General features: G+C 67.7%; 15 protein-coding genes, 1 tRNA gene and 2 pseudogenes. 5 read left to right on the top strand and 13 right to left on the bottom strand.

Going from position 1 to position 22,203, the window contains the following annotated elements; genetic code table 11:
• Window positions 1-53: 53 nt before the first annotated feature.
• From QF036_RS25240 to nhaA, 4 genes and pseudogenes are all read left to right on the top strand, one after another.
• Window positions 54-1,629 (top strand): annotated as a pseudogene (locus tag QF036_RS25240) (SDR family oxidoreductase).
• A gap of 47 nt (window positions 1,630-1,676) precedes the next feature.
• On the top strand, window positions 1,677-2,174 hold the full coding sequence (locus tag QF036_RS08050) for a DUF2505 domain-containing protein (protein ID WP_003801913.1): 498 nt from the start codon (window positions 1,677-1,679) through the stop codon (window positions 2,172-2,174).
• A 4-nt stretch (window positions 2,175-2,178) separates the two neighbouring features.
• Window positions 2,179-2,400, top strand: coding sequence for an SCO4848 family membrane protein (locus QF036_RS08045; RefSeq protein WP_003801911.1), 222 nt, complete (start codon window positions 2,179-2,181; stop codon window positions 2,398-2,400).
• A gap of 193 nt (window positions 2,401-2,593) precedes the next feature.
• The gene (gene nhaA, locus QF036_RS08040) at window positions 2,594-3,937 is read left to right on the top strand and encodes a Na+/H+ antiporter NhaA (RefSeq protein WP_307100784.1); all 1,344 of its coding nucleotides are present in this window, start codon (window positions 2,594-2,596) and stop codon (window positions 3,935-3,937) included.
• 11 nt (window positions 3,938-3,948) lie between these two features.
• On the opposite strand, the gene sufU is transcribed toward nhaA, so the two are convergent.
• The 9 genes and pseudogenes from sufU to QF036_RS07995 all read right to left on the bottom strand — a co-directional run bounded on the left by sufU (window position 3,949) and on the right by QF036_RS07995 (window position 16,150).
• Window positions 3,949-4,398 (bottom strand): Fe-S cluster assembly sulfur transfer protein SufU, encoded by a 450-nt coding sequence (gene sufU, locus QF036_RS08035; protein ID WP_307100782.1) that lies wholly within the window; start codon window positions 4,396-4,398, stop codon window positions 3,949-3,951.
• Window positions 4,399-4,428: 30 nt separating this feature from the next.
• A pseudogene (locus QF036_RS08030) lies at window positions 4,429-5,755 on the bottom strand (SufS family cysteine desulfurase).
• A 520-nt stretch (window positions 5,756-6,275) separates the two neighbouring features.
• Window positions 6,276-9,041 carry a LuxR family transcriptional regulator gene (locus tag QF036_RS08025; RefSeq protein ID WP_307100780.1) on the bottom strand — a complete coding sequence of 922 codons (2,766 nt, stop codon included), beginning with the start codon at window positions 9,039-9,041 and terminating at the stop codon, window positions 6,276-6,278.
• Window positions 9,019-11,757: a helix-turn-helix transcriptional regulator gene (locus QF036_RS08020; RefSeq protein ID WP_307100778.1), complete on the bottom strand. Its 2,739-nt coding sequence runs from the start codon at window positions 11,755-11,757 to the stop codon at window positions 9,019-9,021. Before QF036_RS08020 ends, QF036_RS08025 begins: the two co-directional genes overlap by 23 nt.
• A gap of 174 nt (window positions 11,758-11,931) precedes the next feature.
• The gene (gene pth, locus QF036_RS08015; RefSeq protein ID WP_307100777.1) at window positions 11,932-12,516 is read right to left on the bottom strand and encodes an aminoacyl-tRNA hydrolase; all 585 of its coding nucleotides are present in this window, start codon (window positions 12,514-12,516) and stop codon (window positions 11,932-11,934) included.
• Between the two features lie 120 nt (window positions 12,517-12,636).
• Window positions 12,637-13,245, bottom strand: coding sequence for a 50S ribosomal protein L25/general stress protein Ctc (locus tag QF036_RS08010; RefSeq protein ID WP_307100774.1), 609 nt, complete (start codon window positions 13,243-13,245; stop codon window positions 12,637-12,639).
• 235 nt (window positions 13,246-13,480) lie between these two features.
• Complete coding sequence (locus tag QF036_RS08005; protein ID WP_003801047.1) at window positions 13,481-14,461, bottom strand: ribose-phosphate diphosphokinase; 981 nt, start codon at window positions 14,459-14,461, stop codon at window positions 13,481-13,483.
• Window positions 14,462-14,466: 5 nt separating this feature from the next.
• Window positions 14,467-15,957: a bifunctional UDP-N-acetylglucosamine diphosphorylase/glucosamine-1-phosphate N-acetyltransferase GlmU gene (gene glmU / locus QF036_RS08000; RefSeq protein ID WP_307100772.1), complete on the bottom strand. Its 1,491-nt coding sequence runs from the start codon at window positions 15,955-15,957 to the stop codon at window positions 14,467-14,469.
• A gap of 121 nt (window positions 15,958-16,078) precedes the next feature.
• A tRNA-Gln gene (locus QF036_RS07995) sits at window positions 16,079-16,150 on the bottom strand.
• Window positions 16,151-16,396: 246 nt separating this feature from the next.
• On the opposite strand from QF036_RS07995, the gene QF036_RS07990 reads away from it, so the two are divergent.
• Entirely contained in the window at window positions 16,397-16,996 is a 600-nt protein-coding gene (locus QF036_RS07990) for a TetR/AcrR family transcriptional regulator (protein WP_307105836.1), read from the top strand.
• A gap of 25 nt (window positions 16,997-17,021) precedes the next feature.
• Here the strand turns inward: QF036_RS07990 and QF036_RS07985 are convergent, their stop codons facing one another.
• The 4 genes from QF036_RS07985 to QF036_RS07970 are packed head-to-tail and all read right to left on the bottom strand — an operon-like array spanning window position 17,022 to window position 21,994.
• Complete coding sequence (locus QF036_RS07985) at window positions 17,022-18,860, bottom strand: ABC-F family ATP-binding cassette domain-containing protein (protein WP_307100771.1); 1,839 nt, start codon at window positions 18,858-18,860, stop codon at window positions 17,022-17,024.
• Between the two features lie 35 nt (window positions 18,861-18,895).
• Window positions 18,896-19,864, bottom strand: coding sequence for a 4-(cytidine 5'-diphospho)-2-C-methyl-D-erythritol kinase (locus QF036_RS07980; protein ID WP_307100768.1), 969 nt, complete (start codon window positions 19,862-19,864; stop codon window positions 18,896-18,898).
• Window positions 19,864-20,751, bottom strand: coding sequence for a 16S rRNA (adenine(1518)-N(6)/adenine(1519)-N(6))-dimethyltransferase RsmA (rsmA, locus tag QF036_RS07975; RefSeq protein ID WP_307100767.1), 888 nt, complete (start codon window positions 20,749-20,751; stop codon window positions 19,864-19,866). Before rsmA ends, QF036_RS07980 begins: the two co-directional genes overlap by 1 nt.
• Window positions 20,752-20,809: 58 nt before the next feature.
• Window positions 20,810-21,994 (bottom strand): resuscitation-promoting factor, encoded by a 1,185-nt coding sequence (locus tag QF036_RS07970; RefSeq protein ID WP_307100765.1) that lies wholly within the window; start codon window positions 21,992-21,994, stop codon window positions 20,810-20,812.
• Window positions 21,995-22,203 lie beyond the last annotated feature (209 nt).

Here is a 22,203-nt window from a genome sequence, read left to right as displayed (position 1 = left end):
CACAGCCCGAAGATCAGCACAGCCACACCGCCGCCGCCCCCAAGGAGACTCCCGTGAGCGACCAGACCGGAAATGACAGCAGCGGAAATGACAGCAGCACGGCTGCCCGGACGGTGCTCGTCACGGGTGCCACAGGGTACATCGGCGGGCGGCTGGTTCCGCGGCTGCTGGACGCCGGCCATCGCGTCAAGGTGCTCGTAAGGTCCCCGGAGAAAATCGCCGGCGTGCCGTGGTTCGACGACGTGGAAGTGGTCCGCAGCAGCCTCGACGACTCCGCAGCGCTGGAGGAAGCCCTGCAGGGTGTCGACGTCCTCTATTACCTGGTCCATTCCATGGCAGCAGGCTCCGGTTTCGAGGCCAAGGAAAAGGCCATGGCCGAACTTGTGGCCGGTGCCGCCGCGGCTGCCTCCGTCCGGCGGATCGTCTATTTGGGCGGCCTGCACCCGCCCAACACGGCACTGTCAACGCACATGCGCTCCCGCGAGGCGGTCGGCGGGGTATTTCTCTCCGGCCCGGTCGACGCCATCGTGTTCCAGGCCGGGGTGGTCATCGGCTCCGGCTCGGCGTCGTTCGAAATGATCCGCCATCTCGCCGAAACCCTGCCCCTCATGCCGGCGCCCAGCTGGGTCCGAAACCGGATCGAAGCCATCGCCGTCCGGGACGTGCTCTACTACCTCGTTGGAGCCGCCTCACTGGCGGACCCCCTCAACCGCACCTTCGACATCGGCTCCCGGGACGTCCTGACGTACGCCGGCATGATGAAGGAGTACGCGGCCGAGGCGGGGCTGCCGCCGCGTCCGGTCCTGGCGCTGCCGGTGCCGGCACCCAGGCTGGCCGGATTGTGGGTTGCCCTGGTGACCCCGATTCCGCTGTCCATGTCCGTGCCGCTGGTCCAGTCCCTGCAGCACGACGCGGTCTCGGCCGAACACGACATCGACACGTACATCAAACAGCCCGGCGGCGGCCTGACCGGCTACCGCAGGGCAGTGGCCCTGGCGCTCGGCAAGGAACGCGACGGGCAGGTGGAAACCATCTGGGCAAACGCCGGCGCCGACGCCGACCCGCTGCCGAGCGACCCTGGCTGGGCCGGACACAGGGTGTATGTCGACGAGCGAACCTTCGCCAGCGACGTTGACCCGTCGCACGTGTGGACGATCATCGAGGGGATCGGCGGCCGCAGCGGCTGGTACTCGCTCCCGCTGGCCTGGAGCGTGCGCGGCTGGCTGGACAAGCTCTCGGGCGGGGCGGGCCTGCTCCGCCCGACGGCGGCATCCGCACCATCTGGTGACCGGTGAAGTGGTGGACTGGTGGCGCGTGGAACGGATCGAGCGCGGCCGCCTGCTCCGGCTACGGGCCGAAATGCGGGCACCCGGACGCGCCTGGCTGGAGCTCTGCGTGGAGCCTGACGGCACCGGAAGCCGTTACAGCCAGCGGGCGATTTTCTTCCCCAAGGGACTCAGCGGGCGGCTCTACTGGCTGGCCGTCCTTCCGTTCCACAGCATCATCTTCCCGGCCATGTCCCGCAACATTACCGCGGCGGCCCGGAGGCTGTCCGCCGAGGAGAAATCCGGCGTCGCAGAGCCGGGTGCCCGAGGTGCCGGTGCCGGGGAAGCGCGGCCAACCCCGTAGGATGTGGTGAGCAAAAAGCGTTCTGACCCCACAACGACGGAGGATCAATGGCACTGAGTGCATCCACCACCCTTCCCCACGGCGTCGACAGCGTCACCGCAGTCTTCGCGAACGAGGACTTCCAGCGCCACACCAGCGAATACGTCGGCGGCACCCTCGAGTCCTTCACCGTGGCGGGCGACATCGCTGGAGAGTTCAGCACCACGTCGGTGCGTACCCTCCCCACGACGCGCCTGCCGGAAATCGCCCGCAAGTTCGTCGGCGAGAGCCTCAAGGTGACCCAGGTGGAAAACTGGGACGCCCCGGCAGCCGACGGTTCGCGCCAGAGCACCATCTCGCTGAAGATCGCCGGCGCGCCGATCGACGTGTCCGCGGTCCAGCGTCTCGTGGCGGACGCGGGCAGCACGCGGGTTGAACTCGAAGGCAACGTCACGTCCTCCGTGCCGTTCCTGGGCGGCAAGATCGCCGACGCCGCCGAGCCCATGGTGGGCAAGGCGCTGAACATCCAGTCGCAGCAGGCCCAGGCCTGGCTCGAAAGCCACTAGTCCTGTGGACGTCCCTGCCTTCCTTGCCCTGGTCCTGGTTGTTTCGGGCGTGTGGTCCCTGGTGGTGTGGCCGCAATTCCTGCGCCGCGTCATGAAGGACCCGCGGGCACGGGACGCCGCCGGCAAGGCCACGAAGTTCCTCACCGTCCACGTGGTCCTGGTGACGGTGTCCATGGTGTTGGGTGCCGCCACAGCCGCCATCGGAATCGCGGCGCTCGTCAGCTGAGCCGCGCGGGCTAACCGGCGCCGGCTAACCGGTTCCAGAGAAGGTCCGCTGGTTGAGCTGGTCGAAACCGGGGTTTCGACCAGCTCAACCAGCGGCCTCGGTGGACCTTCACCAGTCGGATAAGCTGGGTACACATGGTGCGCCGGGAAGTCTGGTCGGCAAGACGTTAGCCGACCCCTCGCGAGGAGCTCCAATGCCCAAGTCCTCCCTCCCGTCCGGGAAATTCCGGGTATTCAGCCGCTCCACCTACCCCGAGTACCTCCGCATTGCCGCGATCCTCCGGACGGAGACGGTCGGCGGCGCGCTCCTCCTGGCCGCCACGGCTGCCGCCCTGATCTGGGCCAACTCCCCCGCGGCGGACGCCTACTTTGGATTGCGCGACTTCAAGGTGGGCTACGAGCCCTGGCACCTGCAGCTGAGCCTGGGGCATTGGGCTTCCGATGGACTGCTCGCCCTCTTCTTCTTCATCGCCGGGCTGGAACTCAAACGCGAGTTTGTTTCCGGCGACCTGCGCCGGCCGTCCCGGGCGGTCGTCCCTGTGACGGCGGCAGTGGGCGGAGTTGCCGCGCCAGCCATCATCTACGCCCTCATCGTCTGGAACCAGGGTGCCGAAGCCCTGCGGGGGTGGGCGATCCCCACCGCCGCCGACATTGCGTTCGCGCTGGCAGTGCTCGCCGTCATCAACACCCACCTCCCGGCGGCGCTGCGGACATTCCTGCTCACCCTCGCCGTGGTGGATGACCTGATCGCCATCGGAATCATTGCGTTCTTCTACTCCTCCGGGCTTCAGCCGGGCCTGTTGCTCGCCGCCCTGGTCCCGCTGGCACTCTTCGCCTGGCTGGTGCAGAAGCGGGTCAGCCGCTGGTACCTGCTCCTGCCGCTGGCGGCGGGCACATGGGGCCTCGTCCACGCGTCCGGCATCCATGCCACGGTGGCCGGCGTCCTGCTCGGCTTCACCGTTCCGGTGGCTGCCTCGCGGCGGGACCGCCGCCACCCGGGGACCGGCACCGACGGCGTCGGCACCGGCATGGCCGAACGCCTGGAACACCTGCTCCGGCCGCTGTCTGCAGGATTTGCGGTTCCTGTCTTCGCGTTCTTCTCGGCAGGCGTTGCGCTCGGCGGCGCCTCCGGCCTGATGTCCGCACTGGCCGACCCCGTGGCCGTGGGCATCGTGGCGGCATTGATCGCCGGCAAGGCCCTTGGCGTCTTCGGGGCTACATTCCTGGTCACGAAAACCACCCGCGCACAGCTCGACGACGGGCTGAAGTGGGTCGACGTCGCCGGGCTGGCTCTTTTGGCAGGCGTCGGCTTCACCGTGTCGCTGCTCATCGCCGAACTGAGTTTCGGCTCGGGCTCAGCCCGGGACGGCCACGCAAAAGTGGCCATCCTGGCCGGTTCGCTGACCGCCGCGGCGCTGGCCGCCATCGTGCTTAAGGCCCGCAACAGGCACTACCGCCGCCTGGAGGCGGAGGAGGCAAGGGACGACGACGGCGACGGCGTCCCGGATCTCTTCGAACGGTCCGAACAGGACGGCTAAAGGGGGTACGGTCAGGCTGCCTGGTTCAGGGCATCCTCGGCCGCAACCCAGGAAATCATGGCGCACTTTACCCTTGCCGCGTAGCGGGCCACGCCCTCGAAGGCCGCGGCATCGCCCAGGATTTCCGGGTCGGCGGGGATTTTCCCGCGGGAGCGCAGGACCTCGCGGAAGTTCCCGATCACCGAGCGGAGCTCGTCCACAGTCATGCCCTCGGCCAGCTCGCTCAGCACAGAGGCCGAGGCCATGGAGATCGAGCAGCCGGCCCCGTCCCATGCCAGCTGCGTGACCGTGCCGTGGTCAACGGCCACGCGCAGGGTGACCTCGTCGCCGCACACGGGGTTGAGCTGGTGTGACTGGCCTGTGGACGCGCCGTCCGGGGCGGCCGTTGCGGTCAGTCCGCTGCCGTGCCTGGCCTTGGAGTGGTCCAGGATGATCTGCTGGTAAAGCTGGTCGAGGCTCATGGTGAGGTACCTGTCGTCGGGGTCCGGGCCCTAGGCCCGGAAGTAGGCGCGGACTCCGGACACTGCGTCCAGGAATTCGTCCACGTCGTCGGTGGTGTTGTACAAGTAGGCGCTGGCCCGGGTGGTGGCCGTCAGGCCCAAGCGCCGGTGCAGCGGCTGCGCGCAGTGATGGCCCACGCGGACCGCGATGCCCCGCGAGTCAAGGAACTGGCCGACGTCGTGCGCGTGGACACCGGCGACGTCAAAGGCCGCCAGGCCGATGCGGTCCTGGCCTGCGGCCGGTCCCAGCACGCGGATTCCGTCGATGGCTTCCAGGCCTGCCACCATGCGCTGGCCCAGCTCGGACTCCCAGCGGTGCACCCGGTCGATGCCGGTTTCCGTCAGATAGTTGACCGCAGCGGCAAGGGCCACTGCCTGGGAAATTTTCTGGGTCCCGGCCTCGAACCGCTGCGGCGCAGGGAGGTACTCCGCGCGTTCCATGGTCACGGTGGTGATCATGGAACCGCCGGTCAGGACCGGCGGGAGCACGTCCAGGAGCTCCTGCTTGCCGTACAGCACTCCGACGCCGGTGGGTCCCAGCATCTTGTGGCCGGAAAACACGGCGAAGTCGACATCCAGCTGCTTGACGTCCAGGGCAAGGTGCGGCGCCGACTGGCACGCATCCAGCACCACGAGGGCGCCTGCCCGCCGGGCGAGGGCAACAAGGTCGCTGACCGGGTTGATGGTGCCCAGTACATTCGAGGCGTGGGTGAACGCCAGCAGCCTGGTGCGCTCCCCCACGATTTCCGCTGCCTCATCCATCCGCAGCACGCCGGCATCGTCCAGCGGGATGTGCCGCAGCGTGGCACCGGTCCGGTAGGCCAGTTCCTGCCAGGGAATCAGGTTGGCGTGGTGTTCCATTTCGGTGACCACGATTTCATCGCCCGGCCCCAGGGCCAGGTCCCGCAGCTTGGCGTGGCCGCGTCCCTGGGCTGACCACAGGGCGGCGTTCGACAGCGCATAGCTGATGACGTTGAGGCCCTCGGTGGCGTTGGAGGTCCAGACGATCTCCTCATAGGCGGCCCCGACAAAGTCGGCGACGGTCTGCCGGGCGTCCTCGAACACCTCGGTGGCTTCGACGGCTAGGTGGTGGGCGCCGCGGTGCACTGCAGCGTTCCGCTGCTCGTAGAATTCCTGTTCCGCCTCGATCACGCTCAGCGGGATTCTGCGACGTGGCGCCGGAATCAAGATAAATGAGCGGGCGGCCGTGGACCGTCTGGTTCAGCACGGGAAAATCGTTGCGGATCCGCAGGACCTCGGCATTGTCCATCGCAGAAAGGGCACGCGTCAGCGTGGTTGGCGTTGATACTACGGCCAATGGGACTCCTTGGGTGCCTTGAGGTACCTCTCAATTGTCCCACAGCACCTTTGCCGGCAGCACGGGCCGGCGATGCACTCCCGGAGCCCATACACACTAAGGGCGGCCCTCGTCTGTGCGGGCCGCTCCCTGCGATGCCGATGCTCCGGCGTACTATTCAACTGTTAGTTATAAGGACCGGCGACGGCTGGGGGGAGAGCCTCGGTCTCAGAAGGCTCTGACGTCGCCGGCCCCGCCTTACCCGGACCCGAGGGGCCGGAAATCTGGTGCGAGACCTGGAAAGCTGGTGGCAGCTTCGGGGGGGGGGGAGATCAGCCCTGCTTCCGCTGCCACTATTAGTTAATCGCGTACCGGCGCCCGCGGCACCAGTATCATGTACTCGTTTTTCTGAGTACTTAACTACTGGTTCCCGCAGGTGGCGATGTCCGCCGCGCAACCGCGCGGAATTTGCCCGGCGGGCCAGAAAAAATCATTTTGAGGGGAAGCGCTGCTTCTTTGGAAGGGCTACTTCTTCGGAGGACTACTTCTTCGGAAGGGCGAGCGCGAGCTCGTCGCGCCGGCGGACGCCAAGCTTGACGTAGCTGCGGTACAGATGCCCCTCGACGGTCCGCACGGACACCATCAGCTGCTGGGCGATCTCGCGGTCGGAGAGGCCCTGCACGGCCAGCTCCACGATGTCCCGCTCGCGGCGGGTCAGGTGGACACTGGGGACGGAGGCCACGAACGGGCTCTCCCGGAACCGCTCGCCGAGCTCCTGGTCGCACTTCTCCCGGTGCGCGATCGCCTGGCGGGCGCGTCGCCGCTCCCCTGCCTCGTCCAGCAGGGCACCTGCCCTGGCGTACGCCTCGCGCGCCAGGTTCAGCAGGCCCGCCTCCTCCAGGGCGGCGGCTGTGTCCATCAGGACATCGGCGTTTTCCGAGGCCCAGGCCTGGGCCAGCTGCCGCCAGCCGGCAGCCCACCGGCCTTCAACGGTGGCGGCGAGGGCGGCGAGTTCCTGCGCCACCGACCGCTCGCCAAGATCGGAGCAAAGGATGAGGCACTCCATCCTGGTTCCTGGATGGTCTGTAACGGACTCGGACCCCGCAAGCTCACGGAGCCTGTCCAGCCCGCTGCCCTTCCGGTCAAGGTATTCAGCCGCGGCGGCCGCATAGGCTTCCGCGACTGCATCACAACCGGGTCCGCTGGCGTGCCTGGCCGAAATAAAGTCCTGTTCGAGCCGCTTCGCCTGGACGGTGTCGCCCAGCCGTGCTGCGGCGTAGAAGGCAAGCGACGAGCCGAACCTGAATTCCTGCAGCGGATCATTGACCCGCAGCGCCTCGACCGCGGGCAGGAGGACCTGGTAGGCGCGCTCCAGCTGCCCCTGCCGCAGCAGCCCAAGGCCCCGCAGTGCCTGGATACCGCCGCCGAAGGTCGAAGCGCCCTCGGTGCGCTCAGCCGGGTATCCGGACAGTTCGTGTTCGGCAGATTCCCAGTTGCCGGCGGCGAGGGTGCTGAGCGCCAGCCGGGTCAGGACAAATTCGTTGAAGAAATAGAGGCCGCCGCTGAGCGCGGGCAGGAAGGGGCCGGCGGCGGCCGCGGCGGCGTGTGCCTGGTGTGACCGGCCGGCAGCAACCAGAGCCTGGGCAAGCAGGGCCTGCGCCACGGCGTGCTGTGTTGCTTCGACGCTCGAGGCATTGCCGGGCTCCGTGGTTCCCAGCTCGTCGATGACCCCCCTGATGCCTTCATGGTCGCCGGCGGCGGCCATCTCCAGCAGGCCAAGGATCCTGTCCTGCCAAGCGTCGGCCGGCGCGATCCCGGCCTCCTCAAGCAGACGGCGCGATTCAGCCCTGAGCACCGGCATGGGCTTTCCCAGCGCCAGGTGGGATGACGCCCTGAGCATGAGTACCTGCGGAGCCTCCGGGCGGTCCGCCAGGTCAAGCCAGCAACTGTCAAGGAGTTCGGCGGCCTCGCGGTACTTCCCCTCGTTGAAATGAGCCCTCGCGGTGATTGAGAGCGCAAGGGCCTTCAGCTCCGGGGCCTGCACGTGTCCGGCCATGAGGCGCGCGCCGGCGTTGTTGAAGGTGGTCGCAGCCAATAATCCTGCGTCCAGCAGGTCCTGGTCTGACACCTCCATGCCGCATTCGAGCGACCATTCGACCAGCCGCAGCCTGCCCTCGGCGCTTGCGGCCGCGGCGTCCAGGTGGGCATCAAGCTTCTGCCGCAGCTGCAGGCTCCGCGAGACCGAAACATGTTGCCGCATCGATTCGCCCAGGATGGCATGCGTGAACCGCAGCTCGGAGTGCGGCGCTGACGACTCGCTCACCACCTGGTTGTCCAGCAGGGAACGCACGATGCCGGCACCGCAGACGTCCTCGACCAGGCCCCGGGACACCGGCTCCGCCAGGGCGATCACCTTAAGCGCGTCCTGTTCCTCCGGCGTCCGCCGGAGGAGATCCTTGACCACGAGGTCCGACAGCCTGGGCCCGTCGGCCGGCAGGGGGCCGAGCAGCACCCAGATCCCGTTACGCTGGACCAGCGTTCCGGAAGCTGTTGCATCCCCCAGCAGGCAGTCGAGGAGCAGGGGGTTGCCGCCCGAGGCGGACCACAGTGATTGGACGGTGCTGACGGGAACGGTCCCCTGGAGGGTGTGCTCCACCACCTCCCTGACCTGCTCGCCATTGAGCGGCCGGAGATCAATGCGTTCTGCCAGGCCGTCGTACCAGAGCTGGTTCAGGGCCTGCGGCAGGCCCGGCCGCGGCCGCCCGGCTGCCAGCACGGTCGCCCAGCCGGCCGAGGTCATGTCCACCACCATGCTGGCCGTGGCCTCATCGAGGTGGTGGGCATCGTCCACCACCAGGAGCACGGGGGTTTCGCTGCCGCCCTTCAGGTCGCTGCTTCCCCTTAGCTCCTGGAAGTGGGCCCAGACGGCCCGCAGCACCGCCACAGGCGAGTCCGCTTCCTCGGGGGCGAGGCCTGACGTGTAGGGCGCCAGCACGCCGTAGGGGACCTTGGCCAGTGAGGCGCTGCCGTGGACGCGGAGCACCGTCATCTCTGCCGCCAGCTTCTCCCGCACGGCGTCCGTAACACTTGTCTTGCCGACCCCGGGGCCCGCCATCAGGTAGACCGCCTGGCTGGCCCGGCTCCGGATGACCGTGCAGACATGCTCTATCGCTTCGCGGCGGCCGGTGAGCTGCCGGAGTTCGGAAGCAGCCTTGGCACCGCGGCCATTGGACGCGACGCCGTGGGACGAATGGTTGGTCGAGGCGCTGTTTGATGGGGAGCTGTTAGACGAGGCCAGGCAGATCACCCCTGGAAGTCACGCCGAGCTTGGTGAAGACCTGGTACAGGTGGCCCTCCACCGTTCGGACTGATACACCCATCTCCAGGGCGATGTCCCGGTTGGATACGCCCCTTCCGGCCAGCCGGGAGATCTGGCGTTCACGCGCGGTAAGGAGCGGGCTTCCGCTGCTGGGAACGATCGGCAGGCTGGGCACCGTAGCGGTGAGGCTGTCCAGCCGGGCCTGGGCAACGCGGGCGGAGGCGGAATCGCCGGAATGGCGGGCAAAGTCGACGGCGAGCGCAACGCACCGCGCTTCCACGGCGTCGAGCTCCAGTTCGGCGCACAGGTGCGCGCCTTCCAAAAGAACCTTGGCGTCCTTGGTGCGGGTGCCCACGGCGATGAGGCGCGAGATCTCGGCGAGGGTCCCCTGCCGGTGGCCCGCCACCTCCTCCATCAGGCGGAAGTCCTCATCGGTCCCGTTCACGGTGGCACCGAGCAGGCTGATCCCGGCCAGGGTGTACCGGCCGGCATCGATGTCGCGGTGTGCTGCCTTGAGCAGACGCTTCACGGCATCGGTGTCCCCCAGCCAGCGCCCGGCCATGTCCGCACAGAACTCGGTGACGAACAGGGTGCCGAAGTTGCAGTGCCCGCGCACTCCGCGGAGTTTATCGAGGTACTTGTGCGACTGCCCGGCATTGCCGATCTGGGCGTAGGCGAAGGCCGTGGCGGCGTAGGCGGCCTGCAGCATGTTCAGGACAGGGCGGAGCTCGAGCTGGGCGACGGCGGACAGCAGCGAATCCAGGGCCACCGCGCCACGGCCGGAGAATACGTACGCGATTCCGGCGGCGAGTTCCGTGGCAGACGTGCGGTAGGCCAGCCGGCGTTCTTCCTGCCCCTGGGCCGGGCCGACGAGTTCCAGGCACCGTTTCCACTGACCGGCCTGCAGCAGCACGTTGAACGACGTCATCGCGAACCGCTCGCGCAGGCCGGTCAGCGGCTCCGCATCCGAGAGCTGCCCGCCGACGCGCCGCATCAGCTGGAGGGCGTCCATTTCCCGGCCGACCGCCGACAGGGCGTGCATCAGGATCAGAGCCGCCTGGATCCTCAGGCCGGGATCCTTGTTGACCGCGGGGTCGGAGGCTTCCTCCAACTCGGTGATCATGGAGGCGTAGTCGCCGATGAAGGACTTGTATTCAAACTCGGCCAGGGTGATGACGTTGGCCGCTACGCCAACGGGTTCTGGCCAGTTGGCTGCCACTCCGCCGGCGACGCCGAGCCTCTCCCGGGCGGCCGCCAGCTCGTCCGGCACTTTGTCACAGAGCTCCGGCAGCCAGACCATGACCCGGGTTTTGGCTGCGACCACCCGGGCCAAGGCCTGCTCGCCGAGCCCGTTCAGCTGTGCCTGGGAAATGTCCTCCAGCGCGGCCATGGCCTGCAGCGGCAGGTCGAGCAGCAGGTACGCCGTTGCCTTGTACAGCTGCGCTTCCACCCAGACGTCGTCGGTCTTCTTGATGCCTTCAACGCAGGAGATCGCGAACCGCGGGTCAAAGAGCTGCACGGCCGCCTCCGCCGCGGCCACCGCCATGGCGGGGCTGAGCTCGGCCTGGCACTCCTTGGTCCAGGCGGCGAACTCGATCCGTTCCTCCAAGGTCAGGGCAGACAGCTCGGGTTCGTGGCCGCGCAGCAGCTGGGTCCGCAGTTCACGACGCCGGGAGATGCTGAGCCAGGAGCGCACGACGTCCCCCAGGTACTGTTCCCGCAGCGAGACCCAGCGGTCCCCAGTGTCGGCCACGGTCAGCAACCCGGCGTCCTCCATGTCGGCCACGGTGGCTGTGCCGTAGATTTCGGTCAGCCTGGCCAGCGGGACGCGCCGTGCACAAGCCAGCATCTCGATGACCTCGCGGGTTTCCGGCTCTTCCCGGGTCCAGCGGGACCGGACGATGTCATCCAGCCCGGTGGCGCCGTCGAGCACCACCCTGTCCCGCAAAGTCCAGACCGAATCGGACAGGACGAGGTTTCCCGACTGCTGTTGCTCCGTGACGAGTGCCTTGAGCAGGAGCGGATTGCCGCCCACGATGGCGTGGTAGGTGCTCACGAGCGACGCCGAGACCCGGTGGCCCAGCAGCGTCAGCAGCACCTGCCGGGTCTGCAGTTCGTTGAGGTTGTCCAGCCGGACTTCCGTCAGCCGCCTGTCGGTGAGCAGCCAGTGGAAGTCCGCCGGCAGGTCGCTGGTGCTGGGCGCGATGGCGATGACGCGGGCGGTGTGCGTCAGCATGATGTTCAGGATGACGCCGGCACTCATGTCGTCGATCTGGCCGGTGGTGTCCAGGGTGATGACGCAGTCGCGGCCGGCGGCGTCGGACCGGATCAGGGAGGTGATGCCCTGGAGGATGGCGGTCGGGGAAGCCAGCGCGGACTGCGGAAGCCTGGCCAGGAGGAAGGCGAGGCAGCCGTAGGAGGTTTGTGAGCCGGAAAGGGGGCTGCGCAGTTGAAGGGGCCAGACGTCGGGACCCAGTTCGGCCACGGCGGTGCGGGCGAGCGAGGATTTCCCCACACCGCGGGCACCGGTGATGACTACGCCCAGGGACTCAGGATCTGTCAGCGCAGTGCGGATGGCTTCAAGGTCTGCGCTGCGCGCCGGAACCGACCATCGTTGGAGGTCCGTTCCGCCCGCGACGCCCACCGGTCCCGCCAGCACGCCCGCCGTAGACCCACGTCCCCAGCTCAGTGGCTCAATTGACATGAACTTTTCCTTACATCCCGCCCGGCAGGATAAAGGCTCCATCGCCTCCCCCGCTTAGAAAGTAGACTACCCCGTTACTTTGCCGGGATATAGGGCACTGCGTTCACATTTCGCAGACCTTGATGCGACCTTGAGGGTTCGCGCGGCGGGGAGGGAAAGGCGTGACTGGCCGTCCTACACCTTGGCGGTGTGGAACTGCTGCTGTGCGGCCGTCAGGCCCTCCCTGACCAGGAGCTCGACGGCGTCGGCGGCGTCATCGAGCAGGAAGGGCAGTTCCTTCCTTTCGGCAGTGCCGAAGTCCCGCAGCACGTAGTCGGCGGTGTCCATCCGGCCCGGTGGCCGGCCGACTCCCACCCGGACGCGGAGGTAATCCTTGGTGGCGAGGGCTTTGGAGATGTCCCGGAGGCCGTTGTGCCCTCCCTCGCCGCCGCCGATCTTCAGCTTCACCGTATTAAAGGGAATGTCGATCTCGTCATGGACGGCCACGACGCGGGACGGCTCGACGTCGTAAAACCTGGCAAGCGCCGACACCGGTCCGCCGGAGACGTTCATGTAGGTACCGGGCTTCGCCAGCACCACGCGGGGGCCGCCGATCCCCAGCCGGCTTTCAAGGACGGCGGCCCTGGCCTTGTGCGCCTTGAACTTGCCGCCAATGCGCCCGGCCAGCCCGTCGAGCACCATCTGGCCGACGTTGTGCCGGTTGCCGCTGTACTCGGGTCCGGGGTTGCCAAGGCCTACGATCAGCCAGGTGTCAGTCATGAATCAATCCTAAGGCGGGGGTGGGCCCGCAAATGGGGCAGGGACGGCAGTGGCCGGGCCCGAAAAGGACCCGGCCACTGATCCGCGCTGCGTGCAACGCGGAAAGGGTTTGTGCCTGTATTACTCGGCAGCAGCTGCTTCGGCCGGAGCAGCTTCTGCTGCGGCTTCCTCTGCTTCGCCCTCTTCGGCCTGTGCCGTGGCCTCGGAGATGTTGACGACCAGGGCCTCGGCGTCGGCCAGCAGGACAGCGCCCTTGGGGAGCACGAGGTCGGAGGCGTGGATGTGCTCGCCGGCGGCGCGGCCCTCGATGTTCACCTCGACGGACTCGGGCAGGTGGGTTGCCTCTGCCTCGAGGGAGACGACGGTCAGTTCGAGGTTGTGCACGGTGCCGGGAGCGGTTTCGCCCACGACGTGCACGGGAACGTCCACGGTGACCTTCTCGCCCTGGCGCACGGTCAGGAGGTCGATGTGCTCGATGATCTGCTTGATCGGGTCGCGCTGGACGTCCTTGACGAGGGCCAGGTGGCCTTCACCGTTGAGGTCGAGGGACAGCAGGGCGTTGGCGGTGCGCACCGCGAGGGTGGTGGCCTTGGCTGGCAGCGTGATGTGGATGGGCTCAGCGCCGTGGCCGTAGATCACAGCGGGGATCTGGCCGGCGGCGCGGGCGCGGCGGGCGAAGCCCTTGCCGAATTCGGTGCGTGCTTCTGCTGCGAGCTTCTGCTCAGACATGTGAATCTCCTGGTGGATATGTGGGTTCAGCAAGGGCGGAGGTCTGGAGTGACCTTCAACGCCGGGCGGCCCGAAGGCGGCCCCACCAGAAGGGTGATTCAGACCCAGTCGATAACGGAGACCAGCAGTCCGGTGTTCCGTGCATACGGTGTTCCGGAGGTGCTCTCCCTCGCCAAGGTATCGGGATAAAGCTTATCAGTGCCCGGCCCGTTTACTGAAAACGGGCCGGACCCCGTTAGGCGTTGCCGTCGAAAAGGCTGGTGACCGATCCGTCGTCGAACACTTCCCGGATGGCCCGGGCGATGAGCGGCGCGATGGACAGCACGGTGAGCTCGGGGAAACGCTTGTCCGCGGTGATGGGCAGCGTGTTGGTGACCACCACTTCGCGGGCGCCGGACTCGGAGAGGCGCCGGGCGGCGGGATCGGAGAACACCGCGTGCGTGGCGGCGATGATGACGTCCTTGGCGCCGGCGTTCTTGAGCACCTGAACGGCGCCGGAGATGGTTCCGCCGGTGTCGATCATGTCGTCGATGAGCACACAGGTGCGGCCCTCGATCTGGCCCACCACAGTCTTGGACACGGCCTGGTTGGGCACGGTCAGGTCGCGGCTCTTGTGGACGAATGCCAGCGGCGCGCCGCCGAGGCGTTCGGCCCACTGTTCAGCCACGCGCACGCGGCCGGTGTCCGGCGAGACCACGGTGATGTTGTCGGCGCTGACGCGGGTGCGGATGTAGTCTGCCAGCAGCGGGATGGCCATGAGGTGGTCCACCGGCCCGTCGAAGAAGCCCTGGATCTGGGAGGTGTGCAGGTCCACGCTCATGATGCGGTCGGCGCCGGCCGTCTTGTACATGTCGGCCACGAGGCGCGCGGAGATCGGCTCGCGGCCGCGGCCCTTCTTGTCCTGGCGCGAGTACGGGTAGAACGGCGACACCACGGTGATCCGCTTGGCGGAGGCACGCTTCAGCGAATCAATCATGATCAGCTGTTCCATGAGCCAGTTGTTCAGCGGTGCGGGGTGCGCCTGGATGACGAAGGCGTCGGTGCCGCGGACGCTCTCCCCGGCGCGAACATAGATCTCGCCGTTGGCGAAGTCGTAGGCGTCCACAGGCAGCAGTTCCGTGCCCAGCTCCTTGGCGATCTCCCGGGCAAGCTCCGGGTGTGCACGCCCTGCGGCGAGCACCAGTTTCTTCTCGCCGTGAGCCGTAATTTCGGTCATGGTTGCTAGCCCTCTTCTGTAGATGCGGGGGAATTTGCGGAATCAGTGCGGCCTTCGCGGGCGGCGGCGGCTTCTGCCAGTTCCGCGGACAGCGTGCCGGGACGGTTGGCGGCGACCCAGCCTTCGGCGTTGCGCTGTGCTGCCATGGACAGCGCCAGGGCCCCGGCGGGCACGTCCTTGCGGATCACGGCTCCGGCGCCGCTGTAGGCACCGTCCCCCACCGTGACCGGAGCGACGAATACTGTGTTGGAGCCGGTGCGCACGCCCGAGCCGATCACCGTGCGGTGCTTCTTCTCGCCGTCGTAGTTCGCGGTGATGTTGCCGCAGCCGATGTTGGTGTCCTCGCCGATTTCGGCGTCCCCGGCGTAGCCCAGGTGGGACAGCTTGGAGCCGCGGCCAATCCTGACGTTCTTGGTTTCGTAGAACGCGCCGATCTTGCCCGTCTCGCCCAGGACCGTTCCCGGGCGCAGGTAGGTGAACGGTCCAACGCTGGCTCCCGCGCCGATCTCCGCGCCGGAACCGTGGGTGCGGGTCACCTTGGCGCCCTCCCCGATGCTGACATCCGTCAGTGTTGAGTCGGGGCCGACGACGGCGTCCCGCGCCACCGTGGTGGCGCCGTGCAGCTGGGTGTTGGGCAGGATCCGGACGTCCTCCGCCAGGGTCACCGTGGAGTCGATCCAGGTGGTGGCGGGGTCGACGACGGTAACACCGGCGCGCATCCAGGCTTCCACGATCCGGCGGTTGTGCTCCGCGCCGAGGGCGGCGAGCTGGACGCGGTCGTTGGCGCCTTCCACCTGCCAGCGGTCGGCGGTGACGACGGCGGCCACGCGGCCGCCTGCCTCGCGGGCCAGCCCGAGGACGTCGGTCAGGTACTTTTCGCCCTGCGAGTTGTCGGTGGTGACGTGGCGGAGGGCGTCCCGGAGGACGGCAGCGTCAAAGGCGTAGATGCCGGAGTTGATCTCGCGGATCGCACGCTCGGCGTCGGTGGCGTCCTTGTGCTCGCGGATACCGGTCACGGTACCGTCGTCGCCGCGGAGAATGCGGCCGTAACCGGTGGCGTCGTCCAGGATCGCGGTGAGCACCGTGATCGCGTTGCCCTCGCGCTCGTGGGTGGACACCAGCTCGGAGAGCATTTCACCGGTGAGCAGCGGGACATCGCCGTAGGTGACCACGACGGTTCCGGCAATCGGCTCCTTGGCGTCAAGTGCTTCGAGGGCAACCTCGACAGCGCGTCCGGTGCCGGGCACCTCGTCCTGGTCCACGATCAGGGCGTCCGGATCGAGTTCGGTGAGGTGGGCTGCGACGCGGTCGCGCTCGTGCCGGACCACCAGGGCCAGGCGCTGGGGGCTGATGCTGCGGGCGGCCAGGAGGGCGTGGCCCACCATGGAACGGCCGCCGATTTCGTGGAGGATCTTGGGGGTACGGGATTTCATCCGGGTACCGGCACCTGCAGCTAGGACGATAACGGCGGCTGGGCCGGATTTCTCGGGGCTCACGTACGGGCTCTCCTTGCTCGGTTGCGTGTACTGCATCCGCGGCTGCCTGCGCGGCGGTGTCCGAACCTGTGCCCGGAACCGGCAACAGGGTTCATCCTACTGGACACCGCTGATGCAGCTGTTCCGCCCATAGGATTCGAACCTATACTCCACGGCTCCAAAGGCCGGGGTGCTGCCATTACACCAGAGCGGACCATGCCCGGCGCTAAGCCTGGGCACGAGAACCAATTCTGCCACGAACGTTGAGGCTCGTGCGACCTCGGCGCATCCGGTGCGCGGGTGCCGCCCGGGGCAGCGCGCCGGGACTGGCTGCCACCCCTGCCCGCCGCTTGACATAAGGCATGATTGGACGGTGAGCAACAGCACAGGGACAACTGACGGTCCGGGGAACCTGCCGGCAAGGCCCGACGCAGCGGCGGGGCGCATCCCCCGGTCGCGGATGACCGGAGCCCAGCGCCGGTCCCAGCTCATCGAAGTAGGGCGGGCCCTGTTCGCGATGCGGGGGCTGGACGGCACCACCATCGAGGAGATCGCCGCCTCCGCCGGCGTTTCCAAGCCCGTGATCTACGAGCACTTCGGCTCGAAGGAGGGCCTGTACACGCAGGTTGTCGAGTACGAGTTCCGAATCCTGCTCGCCGATATCAACAACGCCCTGGCCGACGAAGCCAAGCCGCGCGTCCTCGTGGAGCGCGCCGCGCTGGCCCTGCTCACCTACATCGAGGAACGCACCGACGGCTTCCGCATCCTCATGCGGGACGCTCCCCCGTCCCAGCCCGAAGGCGCCTTTTCCACGCTGCTCTCCCACGTGACAGCCCGGGTTGAACACATCCTGTCCGACGAATTCGCCCGCCGCGGGTTCAGCGCAGCCGACGGCGCCATGTACGCCCAGATGCTCGTAGGCATGGTGGCGATGACGGGCCAATGGTGGCAGGACGCCCGCCAGCCCGACAAACGGGCTGTGGCCGCCCACCTGGTCAACCTCGCCTGGAACGGCCTGACCGGCCTCAAAAAGGAGCCGGAACTCCGCAGCGAGCCGTGACTTCCGGCACCCAGCCCGGAACCACCTACTCGCCGAGAACTTCCGACGCCTCCAGCCATTCGAGTTCGAGGGCGTCCTTTTCCTCGGTCAGGTCCTTCAGCTGCTTGTTGAGGTCGCCGAGGCGTTCGAAGTCGCCGTCGTTGGTGCTGGCGGCCATTTGGACGTGGATCTTCTCTTCCTGCTGGGCGAGCTTGTTGAGCTGGCGCTCCACGCGGTTGAGGGACTTGCGGGCCTCGCGCTTCTCGGCTTCGGAGGGACCGGCGGGGGCTGCTGCGCCGCCGGCTGACGGGCCGGTGACGGGGTTTCCGCCGCCGGTGACGGTGGAACCGGCGAGGGCATTCTCGCGGAGTTCGAGGTACTGGTCCACGCCGCCGGGAAGGCCGCGGATCTTGCCGTCGCCCAGCAGTGCCATCTGGTGGTCCGTGACGCGTTCGAGCAGGTAGCGGTCGTGGCTGACCACCACGAGCGTGCCCGGCCAGCCGTCCAGGACGTCCTCGACGGCCGCGAGCGTATCCGTGTCGAGGTCGTTGGTGGGTTCGTCCAGCATCAGCACGTTGGGCTCGCCCACCAGCAGCCGCAGGAGCTGCAGGCGCCGCCGCTCACCGCCGGACAGGTCCCGGACCGGCGTCCACTGCTTCTGGTTGGTGAAACCGAGCTGCTCCACCAGCTGGCCGGCCGTGAACTCCCTGCCGCCCACATTGAAGGACCGCTTTTCGCGTTCGATGACCTCGATGACACGCAGGTCGGCGACGTCGTCGAGCTCCTTGACCTCTTGGGTGAGCACAGCGGTGACCACCGTCTTACCCTTCTTGACCTTTCCGGCCGACGGCTGGATTTCGCCGTTGAGCAGTTTGAGCAGGGTGGTCTTGCCGGCGCCGTTGACGCCGACGAGGCCCAGCCGCTCCCCCGGCGCGAGCCGCAGCGTGATGTTGTTGAACAGCTTCCGGCCGGCGTCCAGCTCAGGGTCGCCGCTGTCGAAGTCGAGCGACACGTTCTCCAGGTCCAGCACGTCCTTGCCCAGGCGCGCAGTGGCCATCTTGCTCAGGGCCGTCGAGTCACGCGGCTCCGGAACGTCGGCGATCAGGGCGTTGGCCGCTTCGATCCGGAACTTGGGCTTGGACGTCCGGGCGGGGGCGCCGCGTCGCAGCCAGGCGAGTTCCTTCTTCACCAGCTGCTGGCGCTTGCTTTCGACGACGGCGGCCGTGCGGTCCCGCTCGGCGCGGGCCAGCACGTAGGCGGCGTAACCGCCGTCGAACGGGTCAACGATCCCGTCATGGACTTCCCAGGTCTTGTTGCAGACTTCGTCGAGGAACCAGCGGTCGTGGGTGACCACCAGGAAGGCCCCCTGATTGGGCCGCCACCGGGTCTTCAGGTGCCGCGACAGCCAGGCCACACCCTCGACGTCGAGGTGGTTGGTGGGCTCGTCGAGCATGATGACGTCGTGGTCCTCAATGAGGAGCTTGGCCAGCGCGACGCGCCGCTTCTGTCCGCCGGACAGGGCGTGCACGTTGGCGTGCCAGTCGACGTCGGACACCAGTCCGCCCATGATTTCGCGGATCCGGGGGTTCGCCGCCCACTCGTGGTCGGCCTTGTCGCCGACGATCGCGGCGCCCACCGTCAGGTCGGCGTCAAGGACGTCGCTCTGGTCCAGGTAGCCAATGTTAACGTCCCCGCGCTTGGTGACCCGGCCGGAGTCCGGCGTGGACCGCAGCGCCAGCAGCCGCATCAGCGTGGACTTGCCATCGCCGTTCCTGCCCACCATCCCGATCCGGTCGCCCTCTTCGAGCCCAAGGGTGATGCCGTCCAGAACGGTGCGGGTTGCGTACGAGACCTTGAGGTTCTCGCCGCCGAGCAGGTGTGCCACGGGGAACTGCTTTCTGCTGTGAAGGTTGGAAAGTATTAAAGGAGCGTATCGGAGATGATGCGGGCGCCGGGCACCGGGCCGTGGACCGCCTGGGCATTGAGGCCTTTGCGTTCCAGCTCCCCGGCGAGGTTCTCTGCCGCTTCGGGATTGTGCGCCAACAGGGCCACGGTGGGTCCGGAGCCGGAAATGATCCCGGCGATGGCTCCGCAGGATTCGCCCAGGCCAAGGGTGTCCCGGAGCCCGGGGGCGAGTTCGATGGAGGCCCGCTGGAGGTCATTGACCAGCACCCTGCTCAGGGCGTCGGCGTCGCCGCCGCGCAGGGCCTGCAGGATCTTCGGGTCCACCGCCGTGGGCTCCTCGACGTCCAGGCCTTCGGCGTCGCGGAGCCGGTCCAGGGTACGGAAAACTTCCGGCGTGGACAGTCCGAACTCGGCCGTGACCAGCACCCAGTCCATCTGGGCCTTTGCCAGCGCCGGCGACAGGTCATCCCCCACGCCCAGCCCCACGGCCGTGCCGCCCAGCAGCGCGAAGGGAACGTCCGCCCCGAGCTCGGCGGCGAGCTGGGCGAGTTCATCCCGCGACAGGCCACTGTTCCATAATGCGTCGCACGCCAGGAGCGTGGCGGCAGCATCCGCGGAGCCGCCGCCCATGCCGCCCGCCACCGGGACCCGCTTGGTGATTTCAAGGTGCACGCCGGTGGCGTGTTCGGACACATCGGCCATGAGGGCGGCTGCCTTGTAGGCCAGGTTCCGCTCATCCAGCGGAATGTCCACTCCGTCGAGGTCCAGCGTGCTGTCGGCACTGATGCTGACGGTGATGCCGCCGGAAGCTGTGCTGGTGGCCGCGACTTCCTCGTACAGCGACACAGCCAGGTACACGCTGGCCACGGAGTGGTAGCCATCCGGGCGCAGTGGCCCGACATCCAGCGAGACGTTGACTTTGCCCGGGGCCTTTACCCGGACGGTCCTTGCCGCAAAGCGCCCCCGCAGGCCCTGGACCGCCATCAGGCGTCCGCGGCAGCGCGGGCTTCGGCGATCCTCGCGAACGCGGCGATATCGATCACTTCACCCCGCGCGGTGGGGTCGACCCCGGCCGCGACCAGGCAGCGTTCTGCTTCGGCGGCGCTGCCGGCCCAGCCGGCCAGGGCTGCACGGAGTGTCTTGCGGCGCTGCGCGAACGCTGCATCAATGACGGCGAAGACTTCCTCGCGGCTGGCGGTGGTGGCCGGGGGCTCCCGCCGGGTGAAGGCCACGAGCCCGGACTGGATCTTGGGCGCAGGCCAGAACACGTTCATGCCGATGACGCCGGCCTTGCGCATGCTGCTGTACCACGCGGCCTTGACCGAGGGCACGCCATAAATCTTGGAGCCGGGTTCAGCGGCCAGCCGGTCGGCGACTTCATCCTGGACCATGACCAGGCCGTGCCTGATCGACGGGAAGTGCTGCAGCAGGTGGAGCACCACAGGCACCGCGACGTTGTAGGGCAGGTTGGCGACGAGCGCTGCTGGCTCGGCCGGCAGCTCCGTCACCTTCATGGCGTCGGCGAGGACCAGGTGGAAATCGCCGGCGGCGTCGGGCCGCCATTGCCCGATGGTCTCCGGCAGCTTCGCAGCCAGAACGGGGTCAATTTCGACGGCGACCACCGCCTTGGCGGCGTCGAGGAGCCCCAGCGTCAGCGACCCCAGCCCGGGCCCGACTTCGAGGACCGTTTCCTCCGGCCCGATGCCGGCGGCGGCCACGATCCTGCGGATGGTGTTGCCGTCGATGACGAAATTCTGGCCCAGTGTTTTGGTGGGGCGGACGCCGATCTCTCCGGCCAGCCTGCGGATATCGGAGGCACCGAACAGTGGAGCGGGCGCGGTGCCGGAGGCGGAGGGGGTCGGGTCAGTCACCTAGGTATCCTATCCCGGCGTTCAGTCGTGGACGGTGCCGTCGGGTGGTTGCCGGTGGCTAGCTGCTGGCGGCCCAGCCGCAGCCCCACGGCTGAAGGCCGCGCTCCGCGTAGACACGGTTGGCAACGTCGATCTGCTGCGCCTTGGTCGCCTGGCTGGCGTTCGGGGCGTAGGCGCCGCCGCCGGCGCCGATCCAGGTCTGGACGTCGAACTGCAGGCCGCCGTAGTAGCCGTTGCCGCTGTTAATGGACCAGTTGCCGCCGGATTCGCACTGGGCGATCTTGTCCCACATGGCCACATTCATCATGGCCGGGGCTGCGGCACCGGTGTTGCCGCTATCGGCCTCGGCGGCTGCCGGCTTGGGCTCTTCCTTGGTGCCGACCGTGATCTTCTCGGTCACAGGCTCGCGGGTGGTGGTCTTGGAGACGAGGGTCCGGGAGGCCTCGCGGCCGTCGACCAGGACCAGCTTGTAGGTAAGGGTCGTCTGGCCGGGAACGCCTTCCTGGGTGACCTTCTCCTCACCCTTCGGAAGGGTGGCGCTGTCCGTGGTCAGCGACTGGAACTCGATCTCTTCGGTGACGGTGGCGGTCTTGCCAGTAACGCGGGACACCTTGATCACCATGTTGTTGACCACCGGGGCGTGCGCCGGCTGGGATGTCCGGTCGGCGGCGGCGAGCCGGATGCCGGCGTCCTTGAGGACCTCGCCGACATTGGCGGCTGTGGTGGTGGTCTTTTTGGCCTTGCCGTCGGCGATGATGCTGACGGTCTTCGGCGTCGAGATGGCCACGAACGAACCGTCCACGGCCAGCTGCGCGTCCTTCGGCACGGAGAGCTCCGAAGAACTGGCCACGCCGAGCTGGGTCACGAGCCCGGCCACGTCCTGCGCCGTGGTGCTCACGGTCTTCTCCGCACCATCCAGGCTGACTTTCACGGCCTTCGCCATGTTCACGTTGATGACGGAGCCATTCCCAACACTGGCGTCCAGCGCGGGAGAGACGCGGTCGGCCGGGTGCAGCTCGATATTCGCGCTCTTCACCACCTGCTCGACGGTGCCGCCGAAGGTCTGGACGGAGCTTACTTTTCCGTCGACGTTCAGGGTGACCGTCTTGTTGCTGCCCACAAAGGCAACGAGCCCCAGCACGAGGGCCGAGAGCACCACCAGCTGGGTGCCGACCTTGATGAAACTGAACTTGCCGTCTGACGTGAAGAAGTTGACCACGATCGCCCGTAACTTTTGAGCCATCCGGGCACGGGGAAAAACGCACAGGGGTACCCACAGCGGTCACCGACATGGTGGCTCCGGACAGGCCGGAGCAGGCCGCAGGCATATGCGTCGCCACACTCACATGGCAGGGCATCCGGAGGCGCCCTGCCTGTCACGAAGTGAGTTACATCATCCGGAGGCCTTCCCCGACCCCGGCTAATAGTTTTTCACTGTAATCGAAGCGTTAT

Source organism: Arthrobacter globiformis, assembly GCF_030817195.1.
GTDB classification, from domain to species: Bacteria; Actinomycetota; Actinomycetes; order Actinomycetales; family Micrococcaceae; genus Arthrobacter; species Arthrobacter globiformis_D.
Note: the sequence above shows the minus strand (reverse complement) of the source record. Positions and strands in the feature narration are given on the sequence as shown.